Raw genomic sequence first — 26233 nt, forward strand, 5'->3', positions numbered from 1 at the left:
CTGACGGTTCAGGACCTGCGCGGCAAAGTCGTGCTGGTCGATTTCTGGACCTACTCGTGCATCAACTGCCTGCGTTCGCTGCCGTACGTGAAAGCGTGGGCGCAGAAGTACAAGGATCAGGGACTCGTGGTCATCGGCGTGCACGCGCCGGAATTCGCATTCGAACGCAATATCGACAATGTGAAGAAGGCCGTTCACGATCTCGGCGTCGACTATCCCGTCGCGATCGACAACAACTACGCGATCTGGCGCGCGCTGAACAACCAGTACTGGCCGGCACATTATTTCGTCGACGGTAAAGGCCAGATCCGCTATCACCATTTTGGCGAAGGCGATTACGCGGAATCGGAAAAGGTGATTCAGGAACTGCTGATCGAGGCCGGGCACACGAACGTGTCGAAGATCGCACTCGGCATTGCCGGCTCGAGCGCGCAGGGCGTGCAGGCAGCGGCCGACAACGCCGACATGCAATCGCCGGAAACCTATATCGGCTACCAGCGTGCCGAAAATTTCGCGTCGCCGGGCGGCGCAACGCCCGATAAGGTTCACACCTATGCCGTGCCGTCACAGCTCGATGTCAACGATTGGGGGCTGGCCGGCGCCTGGAAGGTGGGCGCTGAACACGCAACGCTTGCGGCCGCGTCCGGACGTATCGTCTACCGCTTCCATGCCCGCGATCTGCATCTGGTGCTCGGCCCGGACAAGGACGGCAAGCCGGTACGCTTTCGCGTGAGCGTGGATGGCGCCGCGCCAGGCAATGCGCATGGCACGGACGTCGCCGCCGATGGCACCGGCACCGTCACCGGGCAGCGTCTTTATCAACTCGTGCGGCAATCCGGCGATGTTGCGGATCACACGTTCTCGATCGAGTTTCTGGATCCGGGCGTGCAAGCATATGCCTTTACTTTCGGCTAACCTGAATGGAATGGCGTGAATCGCCACGTCACTCCCACGGGTTTGCACATGGATCGTCAGCAGGAACTTGCCAGCGTTCGCCGGGCGTATGCCCGGCGGCTGATAGCATCAGCGGGGATTGCCAATCCGGGCATCGAGGCGGCGTTCGCTACGGTCGAACGCGAACGCTATCTGGGTCCCGGGCCGTGGCCGATCTTGTGTCCCGCCGGCTACTTTTCCACGCCTGACGGCAATCCCGTTCGGGTCTACTCCGATGTTCTGATCGGCATCATTCCGGAGCGCGGCCTCAACAACGGCATGCCGTCCTACCATGTGCCGCTTCTCGCCAGCGCCGGGATTCGAGCCGGCGACCACGTGGTTCACATCGGCGCGGGTGTCGGTTATTACACCGCCATCATGGCCCAACTCGCCGGCCCCACCGGCAGGGTCACTGCCATCGAATTCGATGCGGGTTTAGCCAGCCGCGCGGCCACGAATTTCTCGCATGCGGGAAATGTTCAGGTGCTTCAGGGCGACGGCTTCTCGATGCGCTTTGATTCCGCTGACGTCATCTATGTCAACGCGGGCGTGACCCATCCCGCCGACATCTGGCTCGATCGGTTAAATGCCGGCGGCAGGCTGATTCTCCCCCTCACTACAGAGCGGATTTGCCTTCCTGGCGAGGGCGTCTCTACTTCCCATTACGGCGCGGTATTTCGAATCGAACGCGCCGGCGACAAATACCTCGCCGCCTGGATCTCCACGGTCGCTCTCTATCCGTGTGAAGGAGGGCGCGATGACGGATTGGAAGCGACGCTCGGCGCTGCCTTTCAAAAGGGCGGCTGGCGTCGCGTGACACGGTTGTACCGCACGGGCGATCTGCCGGACGAGCGATGCTGGTTGCGTGCGGCGCGCTGGGCGCTGGCCTACGACTAATCACCTTATAGCCGGGACCTATCAACGGCATTGCAAGAATCGCATTCAATTGACGGCCGGTCGCACGTATATTGCAAGTTGCAGTCGTTTGCCGACGCGAGTCCACCTCGCCCAATGCACGCCACGACGCGCGTCATCGGACGAACAGCATGCGCGTTGGGTAGTCAACAGTGGTACACAAAAAGCGCCCACTATGTGACTTCCGGCCAGCCCGCCGGCGCGGTTCGGCGGTGCACCCCAGGAGCCGGATGCGGTAGCAGACCAAGTGGGTATGTCCTCTCAAGGAGATAGCGCATGTCAAACGAAGCAAAGTGCCCGTTCAACCATACCGCCGGTGGCGGCACGACGAATCGTGACTGGTGGCCAAAGCAGTTGCGGGTCGATCTGCTCAGCCAGCACTCCAGCAAGTCCAACCCGCTGGACAACAGCTTCAACTACGCCGAGGCTTTCAGGAGCCTTGATCTCGCTGCGGTGAAGAAGGACCTCGCGGCGCTGATGACGAATTCGCAGGATTGGTGGCCGGCCGACTTTGGGCACTACGGCCCGCTATTCATCCGCATGGCCTGGCACAGCGCGGGCACGTACCGTACCGGCGACGGCCGCGGCGGCGCCGGGCGCGGCCAGCAGCGGTTTGCACCGCTCAACAGCTGGCCGGACAACGTCAGCCTCGACAAGGCTCGCCGTCTGCTGTGGCCGATCAAGCAGAAGTACGGCCAGAAAATTTCCTGGGCCGACCTGTTGATCCTCACCGGTAACGTCGCGCTTGAAACCATGGGCTTCAAGACCTTCGGTTTCGCCGGCGGCCGTGAAGATACGTGGGAGCCGGATCTCGACGTCTACTGGGGCAACGAAAAGACCTGGCTGGGCGGCGATGTCCGTTATGGCAAGGGGGCGGCCGGTCAAGGCGATGAAGGCGTGATCGTGGCCGATCCAGCACTGCACGGCGGCGAAGTCAGCCGCGACGACAACGGACGTAATCTGGAAAATCCGCTGGGCGCCGTGCAAATGGGCCTGATCTATGTGAACCCGGAAGGTCCGGACGGCAATCCTGACCCGCTTGCCGCGGCACATGACATCCGCGAAACCTTCGCGCGCATGGCCATGAACGACGAGGAGACGGTCGCGCTGATCGCCGGTGGTCACACCTTTGGCAAGACGCACGGCGCCGGTCCTGCCGACAATGTGGGTCCGGTACCCGAGGCCGCCGGCCTCGAGAACCAGGGGCTGGGCTGGAAGAGCAGCTATGGCAGCGGCAGCGGTCGCGACGCGATCTCCAGCGGACTGGAAGTCACCTGGACCACCACGCCGACGAAATGGGGCAACGGCTTCTTCGAGAACCTGTTCAAGTATGAATGGGAACTGACGAAGAGCCCCGCCGGCGCGAATCAGTGGGTCGCCAAGGATGGGGGTGAAACGATTCCGCATGCATTCGATCCCGCGAAAAAGCAGCGGCCGACGATGCTCACCACCGATCTCTCGCTGCGCTTCGACCCCGTCTACGAGAAGATTTCGCGGCGTTTCCTCGCGAACCCCGATCAGCTCGCGGACGCCTTCGCCCGTGCATGGTTCAAGCTGACCCACCGCGACATGGGACCGCGCGCCCGTTACCTCGGTTCGGAAGTGCCGGCTGAAGCGCTGCTCTGGCAGGACCCGATTCCGGCGGTCGATCATCCGCTGGTCGATGCGCAGGACATCGCATCGCTCAAGCAGAAAATCCTCGCAACTGGGCTGTCCGTTTCGCAACTGGTCTCCACAGCCTGGGCGTCGGCGTCCACCTTCCGCGGTTCCGACAAGCGCGGTGGCGCCAACGGCGCGCGGATTCGTCTCGCTCCGCAGAAGGACTGGCCGGTCAACCAGCCCGAGCAACTGGCCAAGGTGTTGAAGGGCCTCGAAGGCATCCAGGCCGAATTCAACGGTGCGCAATCCGGTGGCAAGAAGGTCTCGCTGGCCGACCTGATTGTGCTGGCGGGCAACGCCGGCATCGAGAAAGCGGCAGAGGCGGGGGGCCATAAGGTGAACGTGCCTTTCACGCCGGGCCGCATGGATGCTTCGCAGGAACAGACCGACGTCGAATCCGTCGGGTTTCTCGAACCGGTCGCCGATGGCTTCAGAAACTATCTCAAAGGCAAATACAGCGTCCCGGCCGAGGCTTTGTTGATCGACAAGGCGCAATTGCTGACACTGAGCGCCCCCGAGATGACCGCGCTGATCGGCGGCTTGCGCACGCTGAACGTCCATGCCGGGCAGAATCAGCATGGCGTATTCACCAACCGGCCGGAAACGTTGAGCAACGACTTCTTCCGCAACCTGCTCGACATGGGTACGGAATGGAAACCGGTCTCGGCGGCCCATGACGTGTTCGAAGGGCGCGACCGCAAGACCGGCGAGGTGAAGTGGACCGGCAGCCGTGTCGATCTGGTCTTCGGTTCGCACGCTCAACTGCGGGCCTTGGGCGAAGTCTATGCAAGCGAAGACGGGCAGGAGAAATTGATTCGCGACTTCGTCGCGGCCTGGGTCAAGGTAACGAACCTGGACCGATTCGACCTCGCCTGAATCTCCTGAACAGGTACGGGTTCCGTCAGGGCTGTTGCCCCTGGCGGAACCCGCCTGATTATCGTGAGGTGACGTGGGTGCCCGAACCGAAACCCACAACGAGCGTGATATAGACAAGCGCAGCGAACACGCCGGCCAGCGTGCCGACCAGATCTCGCGCATCCCGCCCGCGTCGGAACTGGAGTGGAATTCCCACCAGTAGATACGCGAGCGAGAACACCACGGCAACCATCAAAGGCGGCGGCGCGAGCGAGACAACGAAGTCGGCCAATGCTCGCATGCTCGAACGTCAATGAAGCTGGGCGACCAACGCGTCCGCGCCTTTGTCGAGGCCGGTCTTCGCGGCACTCAATGAACCGAACGCGGCCGGAAGGTTCATCGCATTCGGATATTGCTTCGAAACGTATGCCTTCAGCAACTGCCCATTAGCGGCGTCAAAGACTTCCACCGCGTAGGAAACCGAGCCGCTGAATGCACCCTGGCCGCCACGGATCGACTGCACACCGTTATAGAGATTCCCCGCAAGGTCGAAATGCATGAACTGTCCAACCAGTGTCGTGGTCTTTTCTGCGCCCGTTAGTGTCAGCTTGACTCGCAGGGTGTTGGGGCCGGGTTGCTGCGCCACGTTGAACTTGCTCGCCAGTTTTTCCGAAAACGTCTTTCTCATGTAATCGGCAAGGGCGGCGCGGTCCTCGCTTTTCATGTCACCGAACTGGTTGTCACCGCCTTGATAGACGGCAACAGGATCCAGCACGACCTGTGTGTAGCGCGACCAGACCACCGGGGCTGCGTATTTATACGGCACCTTGCCTGAGTCTTCACCCCGGTTCTGGGTCAACTGCGACGAAGAAGCGATGCCCGTATAGGCGACCGGCTGCACGCCCGCGCACGCGCTCAAGGTCAGTACCGCTGCGGCGGTGAAAAGAAGCGGGACGAGGTTTTTCTTCAACATTTGGGGTTCCATGAAGGGCAGGTCGGGGTGTCGGGAGATGTCCTGTTCAGGGCAGGACCGATGAGGCCGAACAGTAGCATTGCCGTTATTGTTTGTAAACCGTCTATCCGGATTGTTTTTAACTGAACTAACAATGTTGGGATCAGTAGTGGCTCCGAGTTGGGTTTCCCGGTTCTTGCTAGAAACAAACCGCCTGGACGGTTTACATCATGAAATTGCGGTGTTACGCTGGCGCCTCACATGAACTGTCTCTACGCGGCGCCCGTACGAACCTGGCCACGCCGATCGAATATCGGCCGCGCGCTGCCGGGTTGCGCGAGGTAATGTGCCCGCAAGCGGAACCCGAAGATGAATGAAACCGGATTGATCGCGTGTCACGAATGTGATTTGCTGCAATGGAAGGCGCCGCTCCTTGAGCGCGGTACCGCTCGCTGTCAACGATGCGGCGCAGCCCTCTACCGAAACCTGCCGGCCACCTACGATCGCGCGCTGGCGTTCACCCTGGCCGCCGGGATCCTGTTCGTGGTTGCCAACTTTTTTCCGATCGTCGGACTTTGGGTCCAGGGCGCGCTCGTCGAAACCACGTTGTTTGGAGCGGTTTCTTCGCTGTATGCCAGCGGTATGTGGCCCATAGCGGGACTGGTTCTGGTAACGACGATGCTGATGCCGGCACTGAACATCGCGGCGGTGATCTACCTGCTTCTGCCGTTGCATATTGGCGGTTTGCCTCAACGTCCCGAGATCGTTCTGCGTGTACTAAGACATGTCGCGCCTTGGGGAATGATTGAAGTGCTCATGCTTGCCATGCTGGTCGCGCTCGTCAAACTTCAGCACTTCGCGGCCGTTGTTCCCGGCATCGCGATCTGGGCATTCGGCGCGGTGATGGTGCTGCTCGCGGCAGCGGCTGTTTCGTTCAATCCGCGTGACATATGGGCGCGTATCGAAGGTATGTCAGGCGGCAACTCCGCGTCACATGCGCTGGAGCCAAGTGCCAACGCGGCTACTGCCGCGCGCGCCGGTCTATTCGTTTGTCACGATTGCGGTTTGGTATCGAAACCGCTCGGTCATTTTCGTGGCGGGATTTGTCCGCGGTGCAGTGCGGTGTTGCATCTGCGCAAGCCCAATAGCCTCGCACGCACCTGGGCATTTCTGTTGGCCGCGATGGTTCTCTATGTCCCAGCCGTTCTCCTGCCCGTGATGGTCACCAGCACCTTGTTTAGCGCGCAATCCGACACGCTTCTGAGCGGTGTGGTGTTTCTGTGGACCTCTGGATCGTGGGTGCTTGCGACAATCGTTTTCATCGCCAGCATCGTGGTGCCCATGCTCAAAATTCTGTCGTTAGCCTATCTTGCCTGGAGCACTCAGTTGCGCTCGTCCCTTATACCGCGCAAGCGGACACGTATCTACCGGTGGGTGGAGTTTGTCGGCCGTTGGTCGATGCTCGATATCTACGTCATCACCATTCTGGTCGCGCTCGTGCAATTCGGTTCGGTTGCGACGATCGATGCGGGTCCCGGGGGTATCGCGTTCGGCGCGGTCGTCGTGCTGACCATGTTCGCCGCGCTGTCGTTCGATCCGCGGCTCATATGGGACGCAGTGGAGCTGGACGGTGAATAATGTGCCGGGACAGAACGGGAATGATGATGCAGTTCACTTTCCAACCGCGGTTACCGCGAAGCGGTCGACGTGGCGCATGCCGCTTGTGTGGCTCGTGCCGCTTGTAGCGGTATTCATTGCGGGCGGGCTGGCGGTGCAGTCGATCATGCAAAAAGGCCCAACCATCACCCTCAGCTTTGCCACAGGTGAGGGTATCGAGGCGGGCAAGACGAAGATCAAGTTCAAGAATGTCGACATCGGCGTGATCAGAAGTCTCACCCTTTCCGACGATCACAAGACCGTGCTTGCCGGTGCTGAGATGTCCCGCAACGCTTCCAGCATGCTGGTTGACGATACCCGCTTCTGGGTCGTTCGGCCGCGCATTGCCGGCGGCACGGTATCGGGCATCAGTACCTTGATATCCGGTTCTCACATCGGCATGGATATTGGCGCCTCGAAAAAGGCCCGGCGCGATTTTGTCGGTCTCGAGTCGCCGCCGGTTCTCGCTTCGGGGGCGCCGGGGCGGGCGTTCGTGCTCAGGAGTGGCAGCATCGGCTCACTCGATATCGGTTCGCCCGTATTCTTTCGCAGGCTTCAGGTTGGCCAGATCGTTTCCTACGCACTCGATCCCGACGGCGCGGGAATGACCGTGCAGGTTTTCATCAACGCGCCGTACGACAGGTACGTCACGAATGACACCCGCTTCTGGCAAGCGAGTGGCGTTGACGTGACGTTGGATACGACTGGCGTGAAGGTCAATACCGAATCGTTGGTCTCCATCCTGATTGGCGGCCTCGCGTTCGAGAACCCGCCTGACACGACGACCAAGATAGAAGCAGACGCGAAGCGCCAGTTCCAGCTTTTCGGTGATAGGGCCGACGCCATGAAGCGGCATGATGCAATCGTCGACAAATACGTGCTGAACTTTAATGAATCGGTGCGCGGATTGACCGTCGGCGCGCCCGTCGACTTCCGGGGAATCGTGATCGGCGAGGTATCGGCAATTTCAGCGAGCTTCGATCCGGTCAGTAAGGAATTCAGTATCCCTGTCGAGGTCAGTATTTTTCCTGAACGTCTGGTCTCGCGCGGAAACTGGCAAGGCAACATTGGAAGCACTGCGTCTGAGCGAAACGCGTTTGCGGACTATCTGATATCGAAAGGGCTGCGGGCACAGTTGAAGACTGCGAGTCTTCTTACGGGGCAACTGTACATTGCAATCGATTTCTTCCCCTCGGCGCCGAAGGCGAAAGTGAACTGGAGCAATGCGACGCCCGAATTGCCGACGGTGCCGGGTAACCTGCAAGGCTTACAGGATTCCATCGCCAGTCTCGTTGCAAAGCTGAATGCCATTCCATTTGAGGGAATCAGCAAAGACCTGCGCAAGACCTTGAGCGATGCGGATTCGCTTTTGAGCACCATCAATACAGACCTGGCGCCGGATGCAAAGGCGACGCTCGCTGCTGCTCGTGAGGCGCTCACGTCGGCGAATCGCACGATGCAAAGCGACTCGCCATTGCAGCAAAGCACGACCGAGACGATGCGTGAAGTGTCGAGCGCCGCAGTCTCGATTCGCACGCTGGCTGACTATCTCCAACGTCATCCGGAAGCGCTGATTCGTGGCAAGACCGAGGATAAACCGTGAGCCGAGTTTCTTCGTTCTCCATGGGAATCATGGTGCTTGCTCTTGTTGCGGGGTGTGCAACGTCGCCATCGTCGCGGTTCTACACACTGAGTCCTGTGCAGGTTGCCGAACTGCGGCCGGCTGTTGAACCCGTTCAACACGCCCAGCCCGTTCAACACGCCCAGCCGATCGCGATTGCGATTGCGATTGGCCTGGTTACGGTTCCCGAATTGGTCGATCGCCCGCAAATCGTATCCAGGGTTGACGAAAACCGTGTGTCGATCGATGAATTCGCTCGCTGGGCCGAGCCGCTGAAGAGCCAGATTCCACGCGTACTGGCTGCGGATCTCACGCAGTTCATCCCGGGGTCGATCGTGTCCGTCTATCCACAACGTGTGGACGACAATGCCTACCGCGTATCGGTTGACGTGCAGAGCTTCGATTCACCAAGGAGCGGAACGGTAATGCTGGCCGTGATCTGGTCGGTGCGTGCGCCGAAGCGGGGCGGACCGGTTAGCGGGCGCACGGTTGTACGCGAGACGGTGAGCGGGCCTGGCTACGATGCGCTGGTCAACGCACACAGCCGGGCACTCGCGTCCGTGGCGCGTGATATTGCGGTGGCGATGGAGTCCGTTGTGTCGCAGTAGAGGGCAGGGTGGATGGACTGATGCACTGGCGCGAGGGCTCCGTATCAAACCCGCGACAACATCCATTCGCGAAAGCGTTTCAAACCCGGGCGCGTCTCGATACGCTCAGGGAAATAGCACAGGTAGTGCCCCTGTTCGACATCGATCGGCGCCGTCAAAGGTTCCACGAGGCTGCCGGCGGCGAGATTGTCGCGCACGAGAAAGGCGGGGATGAGCGCGAGCCCCAGACCCGCCTGCGCCGCCTGGATCAACACGGAGTATTGCTCGAAGCGCGGGCCGGCGAGCACCTGCATATCGTGCACGTCATAGAATCTGGCCCATTGTCCCCATACCCGTTCAGCTTGCCCGTGCAGAAGCCGGGGGGCGCGGGCCGCGTCCTGCAACTGGCGCATCGGATAGCGCTGCTGATAGTCGGGGGCGCATACCAGTACAAAGGTATGTCCGTCGATGTAGTCGCAGACCACGCCTTCCCAACTGCCGTCGCCGTAACGGATGGCTGCGTCCAGATCCATCGGAAACGGGTCGCCGTGAGCAAGATGCCGGCCGAAGCTGATGGTGACGCCCGGTGTGCTGGCGAGAAAATCCGGCAGTCGCGGGATCAGCCACTTGGTCGTGAAGGTGGGCACGCTCGCGATCGTCAGCAGGTCGTCCTGTCCAGCAGTGCTCATCAATTCGAGTGTGGCGTTGCCGATTTCGTGCAACGGACCGGCTACCCGCCCGAGGTAGAGGCTGCCCGAGCGGGTGAGCACGAGGTTGCGGCCGTCCCGAACGAAGAGTTGCACGCCCAACAAGTCTTCCAGACCGGAGATCTGCCGGCTGACGGCGCTGGGCGTCAGGCTCAGTTCGCGTGCAGCCCGGGAAAAATTCAGATGTTTCGCCGAACTGGCAAAGGCGAGGAGTTCAGCAACGTTCGGGTAGCGGTATTTCATCGGTGATCGGCGTCGAAGTGTTCCGGATGCGCACAGCGCAGTGCGCGTTTTGTACGTTTTTTTCATGACGACGCCATGTCCGATCCGCACAATTGAAAGCAATTCGAAATTCTGCGTGGCGCCGAGTCGTCGCGCATGGGTTTCAGTCTGCTTCCCGAGGAATGCCCGCATGCAAACTCCCGTCGCACCGGCCATCGACCCCGGTGTTCCCGCGCATCGACGCGGCGGACGTACCGTGTCCGTCGGACGCGTCGCGCTTCACGCCGTCATGGCGCTGTTCGCGATCTACATGCTGTTGCCGATCGTTTTGCTGCTGATCGGCGCATTCGGCGAGACGTGGACCAACACCGTGCTGCCGAGCGGCATCACGGGCCATTGGTTCGTCGACCTCGCCGGCGACATGAGTTTCCGGCGGGCGTTCGGCGTGAGCCTGCTGGTTGCGTTGGCCTGTTGCTGTACGACCGCGGCGATCGGCCTGCCGCTCGCCTATGCGTTGCACTATCGTTCGCTCTCCGGGCGTGGCCTGATAGCGCGCCTGGTCGCACTTCTGCCGATCGGGGTGCCGGCACTCACGCTCGGTTTTGGTTACATCGCCATCTTCAGCGGCGACACGCTGCCGTGGCTCGGCTCGTTGCCGCTGCTGATCGCCGCGCATACGGTATTGACCTTGCCGTATCTGACGCAGACGCTGCTAAGCGACCTGCGCCACCTGGATATCGAGCGTCTCGAAGCGTGTGCCGCGACGCTCGGCGCAACGCCGTTGCGGCAGTTCTACACGGTCGTCCTGCCCAATCTCAGACAGAGCCTGGTTTCCGGGCTCGTGATGGTGGCCGCGCTGTCGATCGGCGAGTTCCAGATTTCCAATCTGATCGCGGGATTTCGTTATCGCAACTATCCGGTGGTGCTGCTGCAGGCGTTCTACGGAGCGACCGGCATGGCGTGCGCCGCCACTGTGGTGCTGCTGTGTCTCGCGGTGATCGCGACGCTGGCATCGGTCAATACTGTTCAACGCCTGAAGTGAAACGATGAGCCTCCAATTCGAAAACGTGAGCTTTACTTATCCGGGCGCACAGCACGGCATCGAAGCGGTCACGCTGTCGGTCGCGCCGGGCGAACTGCTTGCCGTGATGGGCCGCAGCGGTTCCGGCAAGTCGACGGTTCTGCGACTGACAGCAGGACTTCTAAACGGTTATCAAGGACGCATCGCCATCGACGGCAAGGACGTCGCCGGTGTCCCCGTGTGGCGTCGCGAAGTCGGCATGGTGTTCCAGCAATACGCGCTTTTCCCGCATCTGAGCGTGCTGGACAACGTGGCGTACGGCTTGCGTATGCGAGGTGTCGGCGCGACGCAGCGGCGGGCCCGCGCGCTCGAGATGCTGGAGCGGGTCGGCCTCACCGAGCACGCCGCGCGCCGGCCGACCTTACTGTCGGGCGGGCAACAACAACGCGTTGCGCTGGCTCGCGCGCTCGCGTTCGAACCGAAGGTGTTGCTGCTGGACGAGCCGCTCGCGGCTCTCGACGCGGGTATCCGCCAGCAACTTCGCGACGAGATTCGCACGCTGCAGCGCGCATGCGGCGCCACGACGCTTCTGGTGACGCACGATCAGGATGAAGCGCTGAGCATCGCCGACCGCGTCGCCGTGGTCGACGGCGGCCGGGTGCTGCAGGTGGATACGCCCGAGCGTCTCTACACGCAGCCCGTGTCGACGCAGGTCGCGCGCTTCGTCGGTCATTCGAGCGTAATACCCGGGCGCGTGGTCGGCGCGGGGACAGTCGATGTGTCGTTCGCCACGCTGTTCGCCGACACCGGTGCGTTCCATCCAGGCGACGACGTCGAGGTGCTGGTCCGGCCGGAACACGTGCAGCCCGACCCGCCGGCGGACGCGGTCAACCGGCTGACAGGCCGCCGCACCGAAGTGCGCTATTTCGGCGCGACCTGCCGCTACGACTTCGTTCCGGATTCCACGCAGCGGCCGCTGTTGTGCGAAGGGCGCCAGCTTGCCGGGCAGGCAATCGCCATCGCCCCCGAACACTTGCGCGTGCTGCCCGCATCGATCAATCAATCCAGCTAATTCACTTTGTTCAATGGAGAAACACCATGCTTGCAGGGCTTAGTCTTTTGTCGCGCGTGCGCCGGGCCGCGGGCTTCGTTGTCGCGCTGTCCATGCTGACTGCCGCGCCGGTTATTCACGCCGCGCCGGCAGCGCCGCTCTATGCCGGTGAAGACGCGTTGTACACGAAAGCGGCGGACGAGGGACTCGTCGTATCGTTCGACACAGGTCCCGAATGGGCCAACTGGAAGGCGCTATTCGCCGAGTTCCGCAAGCGTTATCCGAAGGTGGAGATCACTTATAACGACATCGGTTCGGCCGCGACGGTGGTCGCGCTGGACAAGGCCCGGCGGCGTCCGCAGGCGGACACGGCCTACTATTTCGCAGCCTCCGCGCTGGACGCGGTCAACAAGGACGTCGTCGCGCCGTTCAAGCCGGTCAATTTCGACAGGCTGCCCCCCGTGTTTCGCGAAGGCGACGGCCGCTGGTTCACGGTCCATTCGCTGAATATCGCATTGCTGATCAACAGGAAACTCGTCAAGGACGTACCGACCGGCTGGGCCGATCTGCTCAAGCCCGAGTATCGAAACTCGGTGGTTTATCTGGATCCGCGCTCGACCGGCCAGGGGCAAGTCGCTGTCTTCGCCGCCGCCTATGCCTTCGGCGGCAGCGTCGATAACCCGAAGCCGGGCGCCGAATTCTTCGGCAAGCTGCGCGAGGCGGGCAACGTCATGCGCGTTGAGGGCACCACGCCCTACGCGAAGTTTGTCAAAGGCGAAATCCCGATCCTGATCGGCTACGAGAACGACGGTCTGAAAGCGAAATACACCGACGGTATGGGCGATGCGGTCGACGTGGTGATTCCGAAAGAGGCCAGCGTTTCGGCGCCGTATGCGATCAGCCTCGTGAAGAACGGTCCGAATCCCAATGCCGCGCAACTCTGGCTGAACCTGATCATGAGCGACGTCGGCCAGGCGCTGTTCGCGCAAGGCTATGTGCGTCCCGCGGTCCCCGGCGTGCCATTGCCGTCGGAGATCCACGCAAAGATGCCCGACGCGCCGCAAGTTCGTCCGCTCGACGTGGTCAAGGCCGCAGCGAAAAAGGCCGAGGTCGACCAGTTATGGGCGCAGGCCGCGCTCGCGAAGTGAGGCGAGGGGTGAGCAGATGGATGCATCGTCAATGAGCGGGGGCGGCCTTGTGCGCCGCTTCGGCGCGGTTCCCGCCGGCTTGCTCTTCGCGCTGTTCTTCGTGTTGCCGCTGGGCGCGTTGCTGGCGTCGGCGGGCGAGGATCACGGCGCCGCGTTCGCGCGGCTCGCGCAGGATCCGGTTGTGGTCAACGCGTTGGGCCAATCGCTGGTGCTTGCCGTGGCAGCGGGCACGATTTCGCTGGCAATCGGACTCCCGCTTGCGATGGTGCTCGCCGGACAGCCGCCCCGACGCCGCCGCTGGTTGCTCGCGCTGCTGGGCGTGCCGCTGGCGTTTTCGGGCCTGGTGATCGCGTATGGCTTCATTCTCGCCTTCGGCCGCGCAGGGTTTGTCACGAGCGTTCTGGCGACCCTGGGTGCCGATCCCGCCAGCGTGGGGGCGTTGATCTACACAACTGGCGGGCTGGTGGTGGCCTATGCCTACTACCTGATTCCTCGCGTCGCGCTGATGCTTTACCCGGCCATCGCCAATCTCGACCGGCGGCCGCTCGACGCTGCGCTGACGTTGGGCGCCACGCCGCTGCGCGCGCTGTTCGATGTCGCGCTGCGGGAGCTGTGGCCGTCCATCGCTTCGGCGTGGTGTCTGGTGACGTCGATTGCGCTTGGCACTTACGGCACCGCGCTCGCGCTGGCCGGTACGCAAATCAATATCCTGCCGCTGCTGATGTACCTGAAATTATCGGATGGGCAGACGGATTTTCCGCTGGCCGCAGCGCTGTCGCTGGTGCTGATGGTCGCTTGTACCTGTGTTCTTTCGCTGGGGGAATGCCTTGCACGGCAACGACGACATTGACTGGTCAGATGAGGCTCGCCTCGCACTGCAAATGCTGGCTATCCGCCAGGCAGGCACGGCGCGCCACGTCATGCCGGTTGGACTAATCGGTCCGCGCGAGGCGAGCGCCGAGCAACTCGATGCAGCACGGCGGCTCGCCTACGTGCTGGCCGAGGCCGGCATGGCATTGCTGTGCGGCGGCAAGGGCGGCGTGATGGAAGCCGCCGCGTGCGGCGCCAGGACCGCGGGTGGCGTGGTGATCGGTCTGTTGCCCGAAGACGATGCGACCGCGGCCAACCGATATTTGACGGTGGCGCTGCCGACGGGACTCGGCATCGCGCGCAACGCGCTGATCGCACGCGCGTCGCTCTGTCTGATTGCGGTGGGTGGCGGCCTCGGTACTTTGTCCGAGATAGCGCTCGGCCTGCAGTGGAACAAGCCGGTTTTTACGGTGCTTGGCGCGCCGCAGGTGCGGGGTGCGCAGCAGTTCGACGATCTGGATGTACTCGTGACGACTGCGGCGAACTGGTTGGCGTCCGACGGGAATGATCTATGTGTTGAGGACTGAGGCCGACTGGCGGAGCCGGCCGGGGACCTCAGCCGCTCAACATCCTGCCTGATTTTTTAGAGCATCGAGTTTCAAGAGAACCACCTCTATATAATAGGAGTACGTATTATGATGAAGAAAGCAGCTTTGGCAATTCTGTCGTTCAATTGCCTGTTGCCGGCGGCTCAGGCACAAAGCAGCGTGACCTTGTACGGCATCGTCGATGCGGGCGTCGGTTACACGAGCGGCCAGCGTACCGCGCAGAGCAAGGGCGCGGTGGGCAGGCCCGTTATCTACAGCAATGCTTCCAACTATGGTTTTGCCGGTGGCACGTGGTCAGGCAATCGCTGGGGCCTCAAGGGTAACGAAGACCTGGGCGGCGGTCTGTCGGCGCTATTCCTGCTGGAAAACGGTTTTAACATCGGAACGGGCCAGTTGGGTCAAGGTGGCCGCCTGTTCGGCCGTCAGGCATGGATGGGTCTGCAGAGCGAGAAGCTCGGCAAGGTTACGCTAGGCCGTCAGTACGATCCGATCGTGGACTTCGTCGGCACTATCAGCGCCGGTACCTTCCTCACCGGGATGGGAGCGCATCCTGGCGATCTGGACAACATCGACAACCAGGCGCGCGAGAACAATTCGATCAAATACACGAGCCCCTCGTTCTCCGGATTGCAGTTCGGCGCGCTGTACGGTTTTGGCAATCAGGCCGGCAGCATCAAGAATCAGAGCACGTGGAGCCTCGGCGCGCAGTATAAGAACGGTCCGCTGGCGCTTGGTGCGGCGTACATGCTTGCCAACAATACCTACGGTGCAAACAGTGGCGCCTGGAGCGGTTCGTACGACGGCACGTTTGCGTCGTCGATCAACGAAGGCTTCGCGTCGGCAAAAACCCAGCAGATCATCGCTGCGGCAGCTACTTACGATATCGGCGCAGTGAAGTTGGGCGTGTCGTACAGCAATACGCAATACCAGTCCGGCAGCTTCTCGCTGTTCTCCGGCAAGGAAACGTTCAACTCCGCAGGGCTGACCGTGGCGTATCAGGCTTCGCCGGCGTTGCGCGTCGCCGCGGGTTATGACTACACGCAAGGCAGCGCGATCAGCGGCGGCTCCGCTCCCAAGTATCATCAGTTCAACCTTGCTTCGTACTACTCGCTGTCAAAACGAACCTCGCTTTATGGTCTGGTCGGTTACCAGAAAGCAAGCGGCAAGACGCTCGACGCGTTTGGCAACACCGTCAACGCGACGGCTTCGGTCGGCGACGTCGGCAACGGCATCTCGTCAGCAAGCAATACGCAGACGCTCGTGCGCGTCGGTATCCGTCAGACGTTCTAACAGCGACGTGGCGGCCGCCGGGTTATCGTCCCGCTAGAAGGAATGCGGCTGTCAGAGCGTCTCTGGCAGCCGCATGGATGGGATTTCGCTGTCTGCGACTACTCGACTAGCTCAAACGCCAGCTTCTGTGCGGCTTCCTTCGACTCGACAATTTCCATGGCGACACCGAATGCCTTGGCCGCCAATGCCGACTGCGCCTTCAAGGCAGTCCGTTTGAGCGTATTCGGCTCGATCGCGACCACGGCCTTGCACAGCGTGCCTAGTGCAAGCTTGTTGCGCTTGAGCCAGAGACCCCGCGTCTTCCTGTCTTCGTGCGACTCATCGGGTTGGCCCTCTTCGAAGATGATCACAAACGGCGCCGCGCGCTGGAGCAACATGTCCATTTCGGCTTCCCACTGCGCGGAATAGCCAGGTTTGATGGCGGCCCGGCGTGACCACACGACCGGAAAACTCTCCAGACTATGCACGGTGAAATTGTCGATCGATTCCATGGTTTTTCCTTTCATGAATGATGCGTTGTGGCGGCGCAGAACAGGCTGCGTGCGCCGTCGTCGGAAGCTTTGATTGCCGTTTCAGCCCAGCCGCGCATGGCGATTTCGTAACGGCAGACGGCCTCGCGCAGATCCAGTTGCGTCGACGCCGCCTCGGTGAGCGCGGCCGCGTCCCGTAGCGCGGTATTGGCGCCCAGGCCGCCGGCGGGACTCATCGCATGGATCGCGTCGCCGAGCAGCGTCACGGGGCCGGGGCGCCACGTCGCGAGCGGCGGGATGGCGCCGCGTACCGGCAACATCGTCAGCGTGTTGATGTCGCCTCGCGCGAAGAGTGCGCGAAGCCTGGGATGCCACCGGGAAACGAGTGTTTCGATCAGCGCTGTCAAACGGGTCTGGTCTGGCAATTCGGCGGTGGCGATGCCCATTCGTGCACGCGGGCCGATGAACGCCCAGTAAAGATAGTCGTCGACGGGACTCAGCCGGCAGGTTGGCGCCAGCCGCTTCGCAATGCCAGGCAATGTGTCCGGAAACCGCATGGGATCCAGAATCACCGCGAAACCATCGTCGAAGATCACGGATGTGTCTACGCACAATGTGGCGCCGACCCGTTCTCTGACGTCCGGTGTGACGATGGTTTTGCCATAAATGCAGAGTGCGCCGGTGTCACCGGGCTCAGAGGTTGGCGCGAGCTGCTGGCGCACGACCGAGTTCACGCCGTCCGCGCCGACCAGCAAGGTCGAGACCGCGCATGTGCCGTCGTCGAACTGGATGTGTACGGCGTCGTCGCTGTCGATCTCGAAGCGCCGTAACGATTTGCCGAAATGGACGCGCTCCTCGATACCGCTGAGCAGAATTTCTCGCAAGGTTTGCCGGTTTGCGCTGAGGTCGGGCGGCATGGGTTGCCGATCGCTATCGACCGTTGAGGTCCGCCAGCTCCTGGCGGGGCGCCCTGGGATGAGTTCGAGATCGCGATTCAGGAACTGAACGCTTCTGGCGGCGCTGCAAGTCTGCTGGAACAGCGCGTAAAGATTCTCGGGGAGGCATTGCGACAGCGCTTGCTGTCCGTGTGCGTCGATCCTGATCCGATAACCCTGGCGGCGGCTTTCGGCAGCCGGATCGCGTTCATAAACGTCGAACGACACGCCCGCCTGCCTGAGCCCCTGCGCGAGGCACAAGCCGCCAAGGCCCGCACCCACGATCGAAACATGCCGCGTCTGCATCTATGCTCCCGGATTCCAATTTGCAATCGGAGCGGTCATTCCGCCCCTGAGATGCAAACAGGTTACCGGTCAACCGGATTGGCACGATAATGACGGTGGGACGATAAATAATGAAATATGGCCATTTTTCAACCGGGTGTCGATCGTATGCCGGACCAGAGTGAACGCGCGGACGGTCCAGCGCTTTTTGCCTTTTGGGGCGCGGATGAGCCTGGAAATGAATTTCGGCTTGGAACGCGGGAATATGCGTGGCATAGCCACGTGAGGGGGCAACTCTTTTACATCGAGAGCGGCCTGGTTCGCCTTCGTACGGCACGAGGCGCGTGGCTATTGCCGCCGCATCGCGCCGGGTGGCTCCCGCCTGGCGTCGATCACGAGGCCAGTGTGAGCGGCGTGCTGAGCGGTTGGGGCGTGATGCTAAGACCGGACGTGACGGCGGGCCTGCCTGAGCAGCCCTGCGTCGTGGGGGTGAGCGAGATGCTGCGCGCCCTCGTGCGCCGGGCGGCAAGCTGGAGCAGCGCGGAGCAGCTTCAGCCTGAGCAGGAGCGGGTGGTCGCGGTACTGCTCGATGAAATCCGTCTGGCTCCGCGCGAAGCGCTCCATTTACCTATGCCGACCGAGCGTCGGCTTCTGGCGATAGCAAACCTTCTGATCGAGCGTCCGCAGGATGACAGGACGTTCGACGAGCTCGCCCTGTGGGCCGGTCTGTCGGCGCGAACCGCGCGCAGACACTTCGTGGCACAAACCGGCATGAGTTTCGCGCAATGGCGGCAGCAGAGCCGCCTTGCGCTTGCGCTTGAAATGCTGGCAAATGGTGAGGCCGTGGCGCACGTAGCCGATGCACTCGGCTACGCAACCCCGAGCAATTTCATCGCGATGTTTCGCAAGGCGTTCGGCGAATCGCCGGGCCGCTATTTCTCGACCCGCGGCGCGCTGGATTAGGGCGGTGGACATAGCTGCGCTTTTCCAGCCAGGCGATGCGCTGAATACAGCGGATAGAAGCGAAAACGATGCGGTAGATTTGGCGTGCCTGAGACGCTGGTGACACCGCGGGTCATCGCGGTGCGCAGCCGGTATCCGGCGACCCATCGGGTTCTGCTCTAAGATATCCCGCGCAGTGAGAATTCCGACAGAATTGCGATATGCAATCCGGCGCTGGACGGATTGGGCCATGACTGATTGAGTCACAGGGAGGCATCGTTTATGTGCGCGACAAATCGCCGGGACTTTCTCAAACAAACCGGAGCCGTGCTTTCCCTGGGCGCATTGCCGCCTCTCGTTGCGCATGCGGCCACCGGCTGGCAAACCATGGCGCCCGACGCTGCGGGATTCAAACCTGGGCTCGCGGACCGGTTTGACAGCTTGCAGGCCGGCGGGAAACTCGCGGGGGTGCATGGTGTAGTCGCGCTCCGTGGTGGCCGCATAGTCTTCGAGCGCTACATGAAAGGGACCGACTTCAGTTGGGGCGAATCTCTTGGTGAGGTGACGTTTGGTCCCGATACGCTGCACGACGTACGGTCTGTAACCAAAAGTATTGTCGGCCTGCTCTATGGCATTGCGCTCGCAAACGGACAGGTTCCCGCCGTCGATCAGCCACTGATTGCCCAGTTTCCAGAGTATCCCGATCTTGCCGCCGATCCGCAGTTGTCGCGCCTGACCATACGCCATGCGTTGACGATGACGCTCGGTATGCAGTGGGACGAGAAACTGCCGTATACCGATCCGGCGAACGGGGAGATTGGCATGGAGAGTGCCTCCGATCGATATCGGTACATCCTCACGCGTCCGGTGCAGGGAGATCCCGGCAAGGGGTGGATTTACAGCGGCGGCGATGTTGCCTTAATAGGAAAGATCATCGAAAAAGGGACCGGCAAAACCTTGCCGGATTTTGCGGCTCAGGCCCTGTTCGCTCCGCTGGACATCCATTCGAAGGAATGGGCTAAAGGGCAGGACGGAGAGGCGTCGGCGGCTTCCGGGCTTAGATTGACGCCACGTGAACTGGCCAGAATCGGGCAGATGATCCTGGCCGACGGCCGGTGGAATGGCAAAACGGTCGTGCCGGCCGAGTGGCTTCGCGAGAGTTTCCAACCCGCCGCGCTTGTGGACATCGGGTGGCAGGGACTGCACTACGGGTATCTCTGGTATGTCGGCGAAGCTGAGTTGAATGGCAAAGCGGGCTCGTATGGAGAACGCTTTGTCGCGGCCATCGGGAACGGCGGACAGCGGTTGTTCGTGTTTCCCGGCCTTGACTTCGTACTGTGCGTGACAGCCGGTAACTACAACTCGCCAGATCAATGGCGGGCGTCCTCCGCCATTCTGTTCAATGCCTTTCTGCCCAGTTTGACGACCTGAAGTGCGTGAGGTATGGATGCCGATTCATACGGGACATGCCATGTCGCGCTTCTGCGCTCGAATTCTCAACTCTGGAGAGTGCCCTCCGGGCTGTCCTCAGCGAAGACGACATCACGCCGGCACTGAACCGTTACTGAGAAATAACAGACGCGAGATCCGGTTTCGAAAAATCGCAGAGCCGCTGCGCGAGGTCGGCCACCATCGAGTAGAGCGGGGTAGGCCCATCGTTGCGATAGATCGCGTAGTAACGTACCGCGGGTAGACGCTGCGTCGAATGCAGCACGTTGAGCAGGCCCTGGTCGGCAAGATCGGAGAAATACAGGGCGGGCAGATAGCTCACGCCGAAACCCGCCACCGTGAGTGAGCTCAGCGCGATCAGACTGTTGCCCGCAAAGGTGCGTCGAATCGCAAGGTTCTTGGACGCGAACCAGCGCTCATAGATGGCATCGACACCCGAGGTGCCGATCTGCATCAGGATCGGATAGCCGGCAATTTCCTCCAGCGAAAGCACCCGCGAGTCCGCGATCAGTGACGGGCTCGCCATCCAGTGGAGCTGAAGTTTTTTCAACGGCACCGACGTAAAGCGCGGATCCTTGAGTACCGCCGGAGCGATGATGAAATCGACCTCACCGCGCAAAAGCCGCGCGGCAAGGTTGGTGGTGACGTCGATTTCCGGTTCGAGAGAGACGGTCGGGTAGGTCTCGCGAATCTCCTGCACGAGTCGTGGCAGGAACGTCAGCGCGATCAATTCCGTGATACCTAAACGAAAGTGCCGCACGACTTCCACTTCCTTGCCCATACGGTCGAGTAAGCGATCACGGGCCTGCAACATCTCCTCAGCCGCTTCGAGCAATTCCCGGCCTTTCGCGGTGAGCTGGACGATTCGCCTGCTGCGGTCGAACAGCGAAACCTCGAAGAACACCTCCAGTTCGCTGATGCGCTTCGAAATGGCCGACTGCGTGGTGTAAAGACGGTCCGCGGCTGCGCCGAACGTGCCTAGTTTGGCAACCCAGTAGACAGCTTCCAGTTGCTTGAGCGTTAGCATGGTTTCACGCGCATTGATTATTCCCCGATCGCATCGCATCGGGCCTCGTTTCGAGGCCTGTTTCGGCAGCGATGCCGCGGTGAAGTATCGACCCGTGCCATCTGTTTTGCAAGAACGCCGCGGCTCGGGTGAACGAATCCTTCAGGGCAACGACCTATGAGTTTTTTTCATCCTTTGCGATGCCGATTACTCACAATACGATTCATTGTGGTTTGCGATACTCGCTTCACTGAGCAGGTTTGAGACAGCCTGCAAGGCCGTAGCAGCGTGCAGTCAGCACCGGGTTGAGGCAAGGTATGCCCGCCCATTCCGAATCGCGAGATAAACGATATGCCAGGAAAAACCCTTTCAGAGAAGCTGTTGTCCCTCAGTTCGGGACGCAGCGTCAACGCGGGCGATATCGCGATCTGTAACGTGGATTGTGCAATGGGCACCGACGGCTCCATTCCCATGGCAATGGACTACTTTGCCGCAATGGGCGCCTCGCGCGTTCACTCGCCCGGGAAACTGCTATTTGCACTCGACCACTATGCGCCGGCGCCGAGTCCGAAAGCCGCCATGCTGCAGGCGAAGATCCGGCGTTTCGCCCGAGAACAAAACATTCCCTTGTTCGATATCGGCGAGGGAATCGGCCACCAGATCGTTGTGGAGCAAGGTCTGGCAGCGCCCGGCCGGCTTCTCGTGGGCGCCGACAGCCATGCCGTGACCTACGGTGCAGCGAATTGTTTTGCGACCGGTATCGGCTCCTCGGATCTGGCGGGCATCATGATGACCGGCAAGGTCTGGCTCAAAGTGCCGCAGTCGATCCGGATTGCCTTGCACGGTGAATTGCCACTCGGCGTCTATCCGAAAGATCTCGCGCTTCATCTCGCGAAGCTGTTGGGCGCGGATGGTGCCGCGTATCAGACGCTCGAATTTCACGGCGAGGGCCTGCAAACGCTCGATTTCGAGGATCGCCTGGTGCTCGCCAATCTGTCGGTCGAAATGGGCGCCAAGAACGCCGCGTTTCCTTTCGACGCAGCCTGTGAGCGGTATCTCAGCGGGCGCGTCGACGCCCCGCTAGAAGGTCTGTCCGCGGACGCGGATGCCGTCTATACCCGAACACTCGAAATCGATCTCGCGAGCTTGTGCCCGTACGTGGCGCTGCCGCATAACGTCGACAATGTCGCGCGTCTTGACGAACTGGGCAACGTGTCGGTGCAGATGGCCTATCTCGGTACATGTACGGGCGGCCGTGCAAAAGATTTCCGTCAGGCGCTGGCGGTATTCCGGCAATTTGGCGGGCCAGCTGCCGGCGTGCAACTGGTGGTCACACCCGCATCGCGCGAGGTGTTGCTCGAGTTGACTCAAGGCGGCGAGCTCGCCGAATTGATCGCGCTGGGCGCGATTATCGTGACGCCGGGTTGCGGCTCATGCTGCGGCACGGCCGGCGCCATTCCCGAAGACGAGGCGAACGTGATCTCCACGGCCAACCGGAATTTCAAAGGACGAATGGGCAACGCAAGCGCCAATATTTTCCTGGCGTCGCCGGAAGTGTGCGCCGCGAGCGCCGTCGCGGGCCGGATCGCCAGCCCGCAAACCCTCTCCCTCAAGCGATAGAAAGCATGACGTCACGCTCCATCAAGGGTACCGCGCGCCGCTTCGGCGACGACATCAATACCGACTACATCATTTCTTCGCGACGCAAGCGTGAATCGCTCGATCCGGACGTCCTGAAGAACTATCTGTTCGAGACCCTCGCGCCCGAGTTTGCCGCCTCGGTGGCTGCCGGCGACGTCCTGGTCGCGGGCAAGAATTTCGGCTGCGGCTCAGCGATGGAGGTTGCCGTGACGGCCGTGATCGGTGCGGGAATCCGGATCGTGCTCGCCCAGAGTTTTGCACGTACCTACTTTCGCAACGCGATCAACAACGGACTCTATCCGATTGAATGCGATACCAGTCAGATCGCGGACGGCGATACCCTGGAGATCGAGATCGGGCCGCGCATCCTGGTGCGTTGCACGCGCAACGATCGCGCAATCGAGGCTGCACCCATCCCGCACGACATTCTGAAGATCCTCGATGCAGGCGGCCTCGTACCCTACCTGCGCAAGCATTCGACGTTTTAGTTTCCACCTTAATTTGCACTGTCATCTGGATCAAAACTCATGAGCCATCAAACCATGCCGGGCTTTCGCATCATGCCGATGCCGGCGCCGATCCGTAAAGACATCGTCGAGCGCTTTCAGTCCATCGTCACCCCGCACATCAGCGACAACATGCAGCGGCTGTGTGGCGTGATCGGACTGAAGTCCTACCACCGCCAGAAGAAGCTTGTTGGCCGTGCCGTGACGGTCAAGGTCAGGCCCGGCGACAACCTGATGATCCACAAGGCGCTGGACATGGCCGAGCCTGGCGACGTCATTGTCGTGGATGGCGGCGGTGAGGTAACCCAGGCGCTGGTCGGTGAATTGATGCAGATGCACGCACAGGTGCGCGGCGTGGCGGGTTTCGTCATCGACGGCGCCGTGCGTGACGTCGCCGCGTTTTATGCGGCGGACTTCCCGTGTTTTGCCCGAGGCAACACGCATCGCGGTCCGTTCAAGGAGGGGCCGGGTGAAATCAATGTGCCGGTGGCGATTGGTGGCCTCGTGATTGCGGCGGGCGATCTGATTGTCGGCGATGAAGACGGTCTCGTGGCGGTTCCCGCCGACCAGCTTGAAACCCTGCTGGTTGCCGCCACCGCTCAGGCGCAAAGGGAACAGCAACGCAAGGAAGCGATTCTCGCGGGCGAGGACAAGCGCGGCTGGATCGACACCTACCTGAAGCAGAAAGGCGTCATTGCCTGAGCATTTATTCACGTTGTCACGAGAGACCAGAATGAAACTGATTGCCAGCCGTATGGAGCGCATCAAACCGTCGCCGAGTTCAATGGCCACCGCACGCGTGAAGGAATTGCGCGCGCAAGGCCGGGACATCATCGGCCTTACGTCTGGCGAGCCGGACTTCGATACCCCGCCGCATATCGTCGAAGCCGCCTATGCGGCGATGAAAGCGGGCAAGACACGCTACACGGTGGTGGACGGCACGCCCGAGCTCAAGCGTGCCATACGCGATAAATTCGAACGCGAGAACGGACTGGTTTTTGCGCAAGATGAGATTACCGTGGGAAACGGCGGCAAACAGGTCGTTTTCAACGCTTTCACGAGCACGGTGGAGGAGGGCGACGAAGTCGTGATTCCCGCGCCGTACTGGGTGTCCTATCCGGACATGGTGCTGCTGAACGGCGGGCGGCCGGTCGTCGTGGAGTGTGACGTCAACAGCAACTACAAGATGACACCTGCCCAGCTCGAATCGGCCATCACCGATCGCACCAAATGGGTCGTGCTCAATTCTCCCTGCAATCCGACAGGGGCGACTTACACCGAACATGAACTGGTCGCGTTGGGTGAAGTGCTGAGCCGCCACCCGAACGTCTGGGTGATGACCGACGACGTCTACGAACATCTGGTTTACGACGGCTTGAAGTTCGCCACTTTTGCCCGCTGCAATCCGCATCTGAGCGAGCGCACGTTGACCATTAACGGTGTGTCGAAAGCGTTTGCCATGACAGGCTGGAGAATCGGCTATGCGGGCGGCCCCAAGGCGCTCATCAAGACCATGGCCAAACTCCAGTCGCAAAGCACGAGCAATCCCTCCTCCGTGAGTCAGGCCGCGGCCTTGGCCGCATTAACCGGGCCCACCGATTTTCTCGTGGGCTGGCGCAGTGAATACCAGCGGCGCCGAGACCTCGTCGTGGAAAGTCTGAATGCGATTGACGGCCTGTACTGTCCACGTCCTACCGGCGCGTTTTATGTCTATCCCTCCTGCGCCGGCGTCATCGGCAGGCGTACGCCTGATGGCCGGGTAATCGGCAGCGACACCGATTTCGTCATGTACCTGCTGGAAAGCCAGGAGGTCGCGGTGATCCAGGGCGCGGCTTTCGGCCTGTCGCCGGCCTTTCGTATTTCGTTTGCCACGTCCTTCGAACAGCTCGAATTAGCGTGCGAACGGATTGCTGCGGCTTGTTCAGCGCTTCGCCCTTGAAGCAAGGGTGAGGCGTGCGTTTTCCACTATCGGGGAAAAGAAACAAATGAATAGTCTGCCTTATCGCGCCGCTGCCGTGGTGTTGCTCTGCGGCGCGGCGCTCGGCGCCCACGCGCAGGATCTGACCGGACGGCTCGCGTCCATCAAGGCCAGAAACACGATCGTGCTGGGCTATCGCGAATCGTCGGTGCCGTACTCCTACTACGACAACAACGAGCATGTCATCGGTTACTCGCAAGACATCGCGCAGGAGATCGTCAAGGAGATCAGGACGGAAATCGCTGCACCGGGACTTCAGGTGAAGATGATTCCGGTCAACGCGCAGAACCGCATCGCATTGATTCAGAACGGCACGATCGACCTTGAGTGCGGCGGGACGACGAACAACAAGGAGCGGGCCCAGCAGGTTGATTTCTCCAATACCATCTCGGTGACGGAAACGCGGCTGCTGACCAAGGCGGATTCAAGTATTCATTCGTTTAACGATCTGATTGGCAAGACAGTTGCTGTCACCACCGGCACGACATCCGAGCGCTACCTCAGAACCTACATTCAACAGAAGAACGCGAACATCACGATTGTCGAAGCACGCGACCACAGCGCGTCCTTCCTGAATCTGGAAACAGGGCGCGCCGCTGCCTTCTTCATGGATGCGGACGTGCTCGCCAGCGAACGGGCGACCGCGCACCGGCCCGCCGACTATGTCATCACTGGTGCGCCGCAAACGCACGAAGCGATTGCATGCATGCTTCCCAAGGGCGATGCCGCGCTTAAGGCGGTAGTCGACCGCACGATTACGCGGCTTGAAACCGATGGCCGTGGCCAGTCGCTTTACAACGCGTGGTTCATGTCGCCGATTGCCCCGAAGGGCATCAACCTCGGATTGCCGATGAGCGACGCCCTGAAGGCTGTCTTTTCGCATCCGAACGATCGCCCGATGGACGACTAACGGTGCACGCGTTTATCGCCGGCAGTCCGCATTTCTTGCGCGCTCGAGAATAACAGGCATCTCTGCGTTGAGGTTC

At 61.2% G+C, this 26233-nt stretch carries 25 protein-coding genes; 19 read left to right on the top strand and 6 right to left on the bottom strand.

From position 1 onward, the window contains the following. The 3 genes from PQR67_RS35380 to katG all read left to right on the top strand — a co-directional run. Nucleotides 1-915 (top strand): thioredoxin family protein (locus PQR67_RS35380; RefSeq protein WP_408467434.1); only part of this gene is annotated, 915 nt, incomplete at its 5' end. 48 nt (nucleotides 916-963) lie between these two features. Further along, nucleotides 964-1830 carry a protein-L-isoaspartate O-methyltransferase family protein gene (locus tag PQR67_RS35385; RefSeq protein WP_408467435.1) on the top strand — a complete coding sequence of 289 codons (867 nt, stop codon included), beginning with the start codon at nucleotides 964-966 and terminating at the stop codon, nucleotides 1828-1830. Between the two features lie 294 nt (nucleotides 1831-2124). Further along, the gene (katG, locus tag PQR67_RS35390) at nucleotides 2125-4383 is read left to right on the top strand and encodes a catalase/peroxidase HPI (RefSeq protein WP_408467436.1); all 2259 of its coding nucleotides are present in this window, start codon (nucleotides 2125-2127) and stop codon (nucleotides 4381-4383) included. 58 nt (nucleotides 4384-4441) lie between these two features. On the opposite strand, the gene PQR67_RS35395 is transcribed toward katG, so the two are convergent. Continuing rightward, on the bottom strand, nucleotides 4442-4663 hold the full coding sequence (locus PQR67_RS35395; protein WP_408467437.1) for a hypothetical protein: 222 nt from the start codon (nucleotides 4661-4663) through the stop codon (nucleotides 4442-4444). 9 nt (nucleotides 4664-4672) lie between these two features. Then, complete coding sequence (locus PQR67_RS35400; protein ID WP_408467438.1) at nucleotides 4673-5335, bottom strand: DUF3313 domain-containing protein; 663 nt, start codon at nucleotides 5333-5335, stop codon at nucleotides 4673-4675. 348 nt (nucleotides 5336-5683) lie between these two features. On the opposite strand from PQR67_RS35400, the gene PQR67_RS35405 reads away from it, so the two are divergent. The 3 genes from PQR67_RS35405 to PQR67_RS35415 all read left to right on the top strand — a co-directional run bounded on the left by PQR67_RS35405 (nucleotide 5684) and on the right by PQR67_RS35415 (nucleotide 9199). After that, a complete protein-coding gene (locus PQR67_RS35405) occupies nucleotides 5684-6952 on the top strand; it encodes a paraquat-inducible protein A (protein ID WP_408467439.1) in 1269 nt (422 codons plus the stop codon). A gap of 76 nt (nucleotides 6953-7028) precedes the next feature. After that, entirely contained in the window at nucleotides 7029-8573 is a 1545-nt protein-coding gene (locus PQR67_RS35410; RefSeq protein WP_408467440.1) for a PqiB family protein, read from the top strand. Beyond that, nucleotides 8570-9199 carry a PqiC family protein gene (locus PQR67_RS35415; protein WP_408467441.1) on the top strand — a complete coding sequence of 210 codons (630 nt, stop codon included), beginning with the start codon at nucleotides 8570-8572 and terminating at the stop codon, nucleotides 9197-9199. The genes PQR67_RS35410 and PQR67_RS35415 overlap by 4 nt, the downstream gene beginning before the upstream one ends. Before the next feature lie 44 nt (nucleotides 9200-9243). Here the strand turns inward: PQR67_RS35415 and PQR67_RS35420 are convergent, their stop codons facing one another. Beyond that, nucleotides 9244-10128, bottom strand: a complete 885-nt coding sequence (locus PQR67_RS35420) for a LysR substrate-binding domain-containing protein (RefSeq protein WP_408467442.1) — start codon at nucleotides 10126-10128, stop codon at nucleotides 9244-9246. A 169-nt stretch (nucleotides 10129-10297) separates the two neighbouring features. On the opposite strand from PQR67_RS35420, the gene PQR67_RS35425 reads away from it, so the two are divergent. The 6 genes from PQR67_RS35425 (at nucleotide 10298) to PQR67_RS35450 (ending at nucleotide 16035) form a co-directional block, all read left to right on the top strand. Beyond that, nucleotides 10298-11149: an ABC transporter permease gene (locus tag PQR67_RS35425; RefSeq protein WP_408467443.1), complete on the top strand. Its 852-nt coding sequence runs from the start codon at nucleotides 10298-10300 to the stop codon at nucleotides 11147-11149. A gap of 4 nt (nucleotides 11150-11153) precedes the next feature. Further along, nucleotides 11154-12200, top strand: coding sequence for an ABC transporter ATP-binding protein (locus tag PQR67_RS35430; protein WP_408467444.1), 1047 nt, complete (start codon nucleotides 11154-11156; stop codon nucleotides 12198-12200). Between the two features lie 26 nt (nucleotides 12201-12226). Further along, on the top strand, nucleotides 12227-13327 hold the full coding sequence (locus tag PQR67_RS35435) for an extracellular solute-binding protein (protein WP_408467445.1): 1101 nt from the start codon (nucleotides 12227-12229) through the stop codon (nucleotides 13325-13327). Between the two features lie 16 nt (nucleotides 13328-13343). Further along, nucleotides 13344-14177 (top strand): ABC transporter permease, encoded by an 834-nt coding sequence (locus PQR67_RS35440; RefSeq protein WP_408467446.1) that lies wholly within the window; start codon nucleotides 13344-13346, stop codon nucleotides 14175-14177. A gap of 31 nt (nucleotides 14178-14208) precedes the next feature. Then, complete coding sequence (locus PQR67_RS35445; protein WP_408467447.1) at nucleotides 14209-14724, top strand: TIGR00725 family protein; 516 nt, start codon at nucleotides 14209-14211, stop codon at nucleotides 14722-14724. A 111-nt stretch (nucleotides 14725-14835) separates the two neighbouring features. Further along, nucleotides 14836-16035, top strand: a complete 1200-nt coding sequence (locus tag PQR67_RS35450; protein ID WP_408467473.1) for a porin — start codon at nucleotides 14836-14838, stop codon at nucleotides 16033-16035. Nucleotides 16036-16133: 98 nt separating this feature from the next. Here the strand turns inward: PQR67_RS35450 and PQR67_RS35455 are convergent, their stop codons facing one another. After that, nucleotides 16134-16526, bottom strand: a complete 393-nt coding sequence (locus PQR67_RS35455; protein WP_408467448.1) for a hypothetical protein — start codon at nucleotides 16524-16526, stop codon at nucleotides 16134-16136. 11 nt (nucleotides 16527-16537) lie between these two features. Further along, nucleotides 16538-17746, bottom strand: a complete 1209-nt coding sequence (locus tag PQR67_RS35460; RefSeq protein WP_408467449.1) for an FAD-dependent oxidoreductase — start codon at nucleotides 17744-17746, stop codon at nucleotides 16538-16540. Between the two features lie 147 nt (nucleotides 17747-17893). On the opposite strand from PQR67_RS35460, the gene PQR67_RS35465 reads away from it, so the two are divergent. Further along, nucleotides 17894-18688, top strand: coding sequence for an AraC family transcriptional regulator (locus PQR67_RS35465; protein WP_408467474.1), 795 nt, complete (start codon nucleotides 17894-17896; stop codon nucleotides 18686-18688). A gap of 261 nt (nucleotides 18689-18949) precedes the next feature. Continuing rightward, complete coding sequence (locus tag PQR67_RS35470; protein ID WP_408467450.1) at nucleotides 18950-20098, top strand: serine hydrolase domain-containing protein; 1149 nt, start codon at nucleotides 18950-18952, stop codon at nucleotides 20096-20098. Between the two features lie 130 nt (nucleotides 20099-20228). On the opposite strand, the gene PQR67_RS35475 is transcribed toward PQR67_RS35470, so the two are convergent. Next, on the bottom strand, nucleotides 20229-21143 hold the full coding sequence (locus PQR67_RS35475; protein ID WP_408467451.1) for a LysR family transcriptional regulator: 915 nt from the start codon (nucleotides 21141-21143) through the stop codon (nucleotides 20229-20231). A gap of 330 nt (nucleotides 21144-21473) precedes the next feature. Between PQR67_RS35475 and PQR67_RS35480 the strand changes: the two genes are divergently transcribed. From PQR67_RS35480 to PQR67_RS35500, 5 genes are read left to right on the top strand one after another with little or no spacing between them, the layout of a single operon-like run. Then, the gene (locus PQR67_RS35480) at nucleotides 21474-22742 is read left to right on the top strand and encodes a 3-isopropylmalate dehydratase large subunit (RefSeq protein WP_408467452.1); all 1269 of its coding nucleotides are present in this window, start codon (nucleotides 21474-21476) and stop codon (nucleotides 22740-22742) included. Between the two features lie 5 nt (nucleotides 22743-22747). Beyond that, on the top strand, nucleotides 22748-23251 hold the full coding sequence (locus PQR67_RS35485; protein WP_408467453.1) for a LeuD/DmdB family oxidoreductase small subunit: 504 nt from the start codon (nucleotides 22748-22750) through the stop codon (nucleotides 23249-23251). Between the two features lie 39 nt (nucleotides 23252-23290). Beyond that, on the top strand, nucleotides 23291-23971 hold the full coding sequence (locus PQR67_RS35490; RefSeq protein WP_408467454.1) for an RraA family protein: 681 nt from the start codon (nucleotides 23291-23293) through the stop codon (nucleotides 23969-23971). A gap of 31 nt (nucleotides 23972-24002) precedes the next feature. Beyond that, the gene (locus PQR67_RS35495; RefSeq protein WP_408467455.1) at nucleotides 24003-25208 is read left to right on the top strand and encodes an aminotransferase class I/II-fold pyridoxal phosphate-dependent enzyme; all 1206 of its coding nucleotides are present in this window, start codon (nucleotides 24003-24005) and stop codon (nucleotides 25206-25208) included. A 46-nt stretch (nucleotides 25209-25254) separates the two neighbouring features. Next, a complete protein-coding gene (locus PQR67_RS35500) occupies nucleotides 25255-26157 on the top strand; it encodes a transporter substrate-binding domain-containing protein (RefSeq protein ID WP_408467456.1) in 903 nt (300 codons plus the stop codon). Nucleotides 26158-26233 lie beyond the last annotated feature (76 nt).

It is taken from the genome of Paraburkholderia fungorum (assembly GCF_046026025.1).
Taxonomy (GTDB): domain Bacteria; phylum Pseudomonadota; class Gammaproteobacteria; order Burkholderiales; family Burkholderiaceae; genus Paraburkholderia; species Paraburkholderia fungorum_E.

What these genes read in the sequence shown, in the direction of transcription:
- PQR67_RS35385 (WP_408467435.1), top strand. Translation starts at nt 964, where the DNA reads ATGGATCGTCAGCAGGAACTTGCCAGCGTTCGCCGGGCGTATGCCCGG.
- katG (WP_408467436.1), top strand. Translation starts at nt 2,125, where the DNA reads ATGTCAAACGAAGCAAAGTGCCCGTTCAACCATACCGCCGGTGGCGGC.
- PQR67_RS35395 (WP_408467437.1), bottom strand. Translation starts at nt 4,663, where the DNA reads ATGCGAGCATTGGCCGACTTCGTTGTCTCGCTCGCGCCGCCGCCTTTG.
- PQR67_RS35400 (WP_408467438.1), bottom strand. Translation starts at nt 5,335, where the DNA reads ATGTTGAAGAAAAACCTCGTCCCGCTTCTTTTCACCGCCGCAGCGGTA.
- PQR67_RS35405 (WP_408467439.1), top strand. Translation starts at nt 5,684, where the DNA reads ATGAATGAAACCGGATTGATCGCGTGTCACGAATGTGATTTGCTGCAA.
- PQR67_RS35410 (WP_408467440.1), top strand. Translation starts at nt 7,029, where the DNA reads ATGCCGCTTGTGTGGCTCGTGCCGCTTGTAGCGGTATTCATTGCGGGC.
- PQR67_RS35420 (WP_408467442.1), bottom strand. Translation starts at nt 10,128, where the DNA reads ATGAAATACCGCTACCCGAACGTTGCTGAACTCCTCGCCTTTGCCAGT.
- PQR67_RS35425 (WP_408467443.1), top strand. Translation starts at nt 10,298, where the DNA reads ATGCAAACTCCCGTCGCACCGGCCATCGACCCCGGTGTTCCCGCGCAT.
- PQR67_RS35430 (WP_408467444.1), top strand. Translation starts at nt 11,154, where the DNA reads ATGAGCCTCCAATTCGAAAACGTGAGCTTTACTTATCCGGGCGCACAG.
- PQR67_RS35435 (WP_408467445.1), top strand. Translation starts at nt 12,227, where the DNA reads ATGCTTGCAGGGCTTAGTCTTTTGTCGCGCGTGCGCCGGGCCGCGGGC.
- PQR67_RS35440 (WP_408467446.1), top strand. Translation starts at nt 13,344, where the DNA reads ATGGATGCATCGTCAATGAGCGGGGGCGGCCTTGTGCGCCGCTTCGGC.
- PQR67_RS35445 (WP_408467447.1), top strand. Translation starts at nt 14,209, where the DNA reads ATGCTGGCTATCCGCCAGGCAGGCACGGCGCGCCACGTCATGCCGGTT.
- PQR67_RS35450 (WP_408467473.1), top strand. Translation starts at nt 14,836, where the DNA reads ATGAAGAAAGCAGCTTTGGCAATTCTGTCGTTCAATTGCCTGTTGCCG.
- PQR67_RS35455 (WP_408467448.1), bottom strand. Translation starts at nt 16,526, where the DNA reads ATGGAATCGATCGACAATTTCACCGTGCATAGTCTGGAGAGTTTTCCG.
- PQR67_RS35460 (WP_408467449.1), bottom strand. Translation starts at nt 17,746, where the DNA reads ATGCAGACGCGGCATGTTTCGATCGTGGGTGCGGGCCTTGGCGGCTTG.
- PQR67_RS35465 (WP_408467474.1), top strand. Translation starts at nt 17,894, where the DNA reads ATGCCGGACCAGAGTGAACGCGCGGACGGTCCAGCGCTTTTTGCCTTT.
- PQR67_RS35470 (WP_408467450.1), top strand. Translation starts at nt 18,950, where the DNA reads ATGTGCGCGACAAATCGCCGGGACTTTCTCAAACAAACCGGAGCCGTG.
- PQR67_RS35475 (WP_408467451.1), bottom strand. Translation starts at nt 21,143, where the DNA reads ATGCTAACGCTCAAGCAACTGGAAGCTGTCTACTGGGTTGCCAAACTA.
- PQR67_RS35480 (WP_408467452.1), top strand. Translation starts at nt 21,474, where the DNA reads ATGCCAGGAAAAACCCTTTCAGAGAAGCTGTTGTCCCTCAGTTCGGGA.
- PQR67_RS35485 (WP_408467453.1), top strand. Translation starts at nt 22,748, where the DNA reads ATGACGTCACGCTCCATCAAGGGTACCGCGCGCCGCTTCGGCGACGAC.
- PQR67_RS35490 (WP_408467454.1), top strand. Translation starts at nt 23,291, where the DNA reads ATGAGCCATCAAACCATGCCGGGCTTTCGCATCATGCCGATGCCGGCG.
- PQR67_RS35495 (WP_408467455.1), top strand. Translation starts at nt 24,003, where the DNA reads ATGAAACTGATTGCCAGCCGTATGGAGCGCATCAAACCGTCGCCGAGT.
- PQR67_RS35500 (WP_408467456.1), top strand. Translation starts at nt 25,255, where the DNA reads ATGAATAGTCTGCCTTATCGCGCCGCTGCCGTGGTGTTGCTCTGCGGC.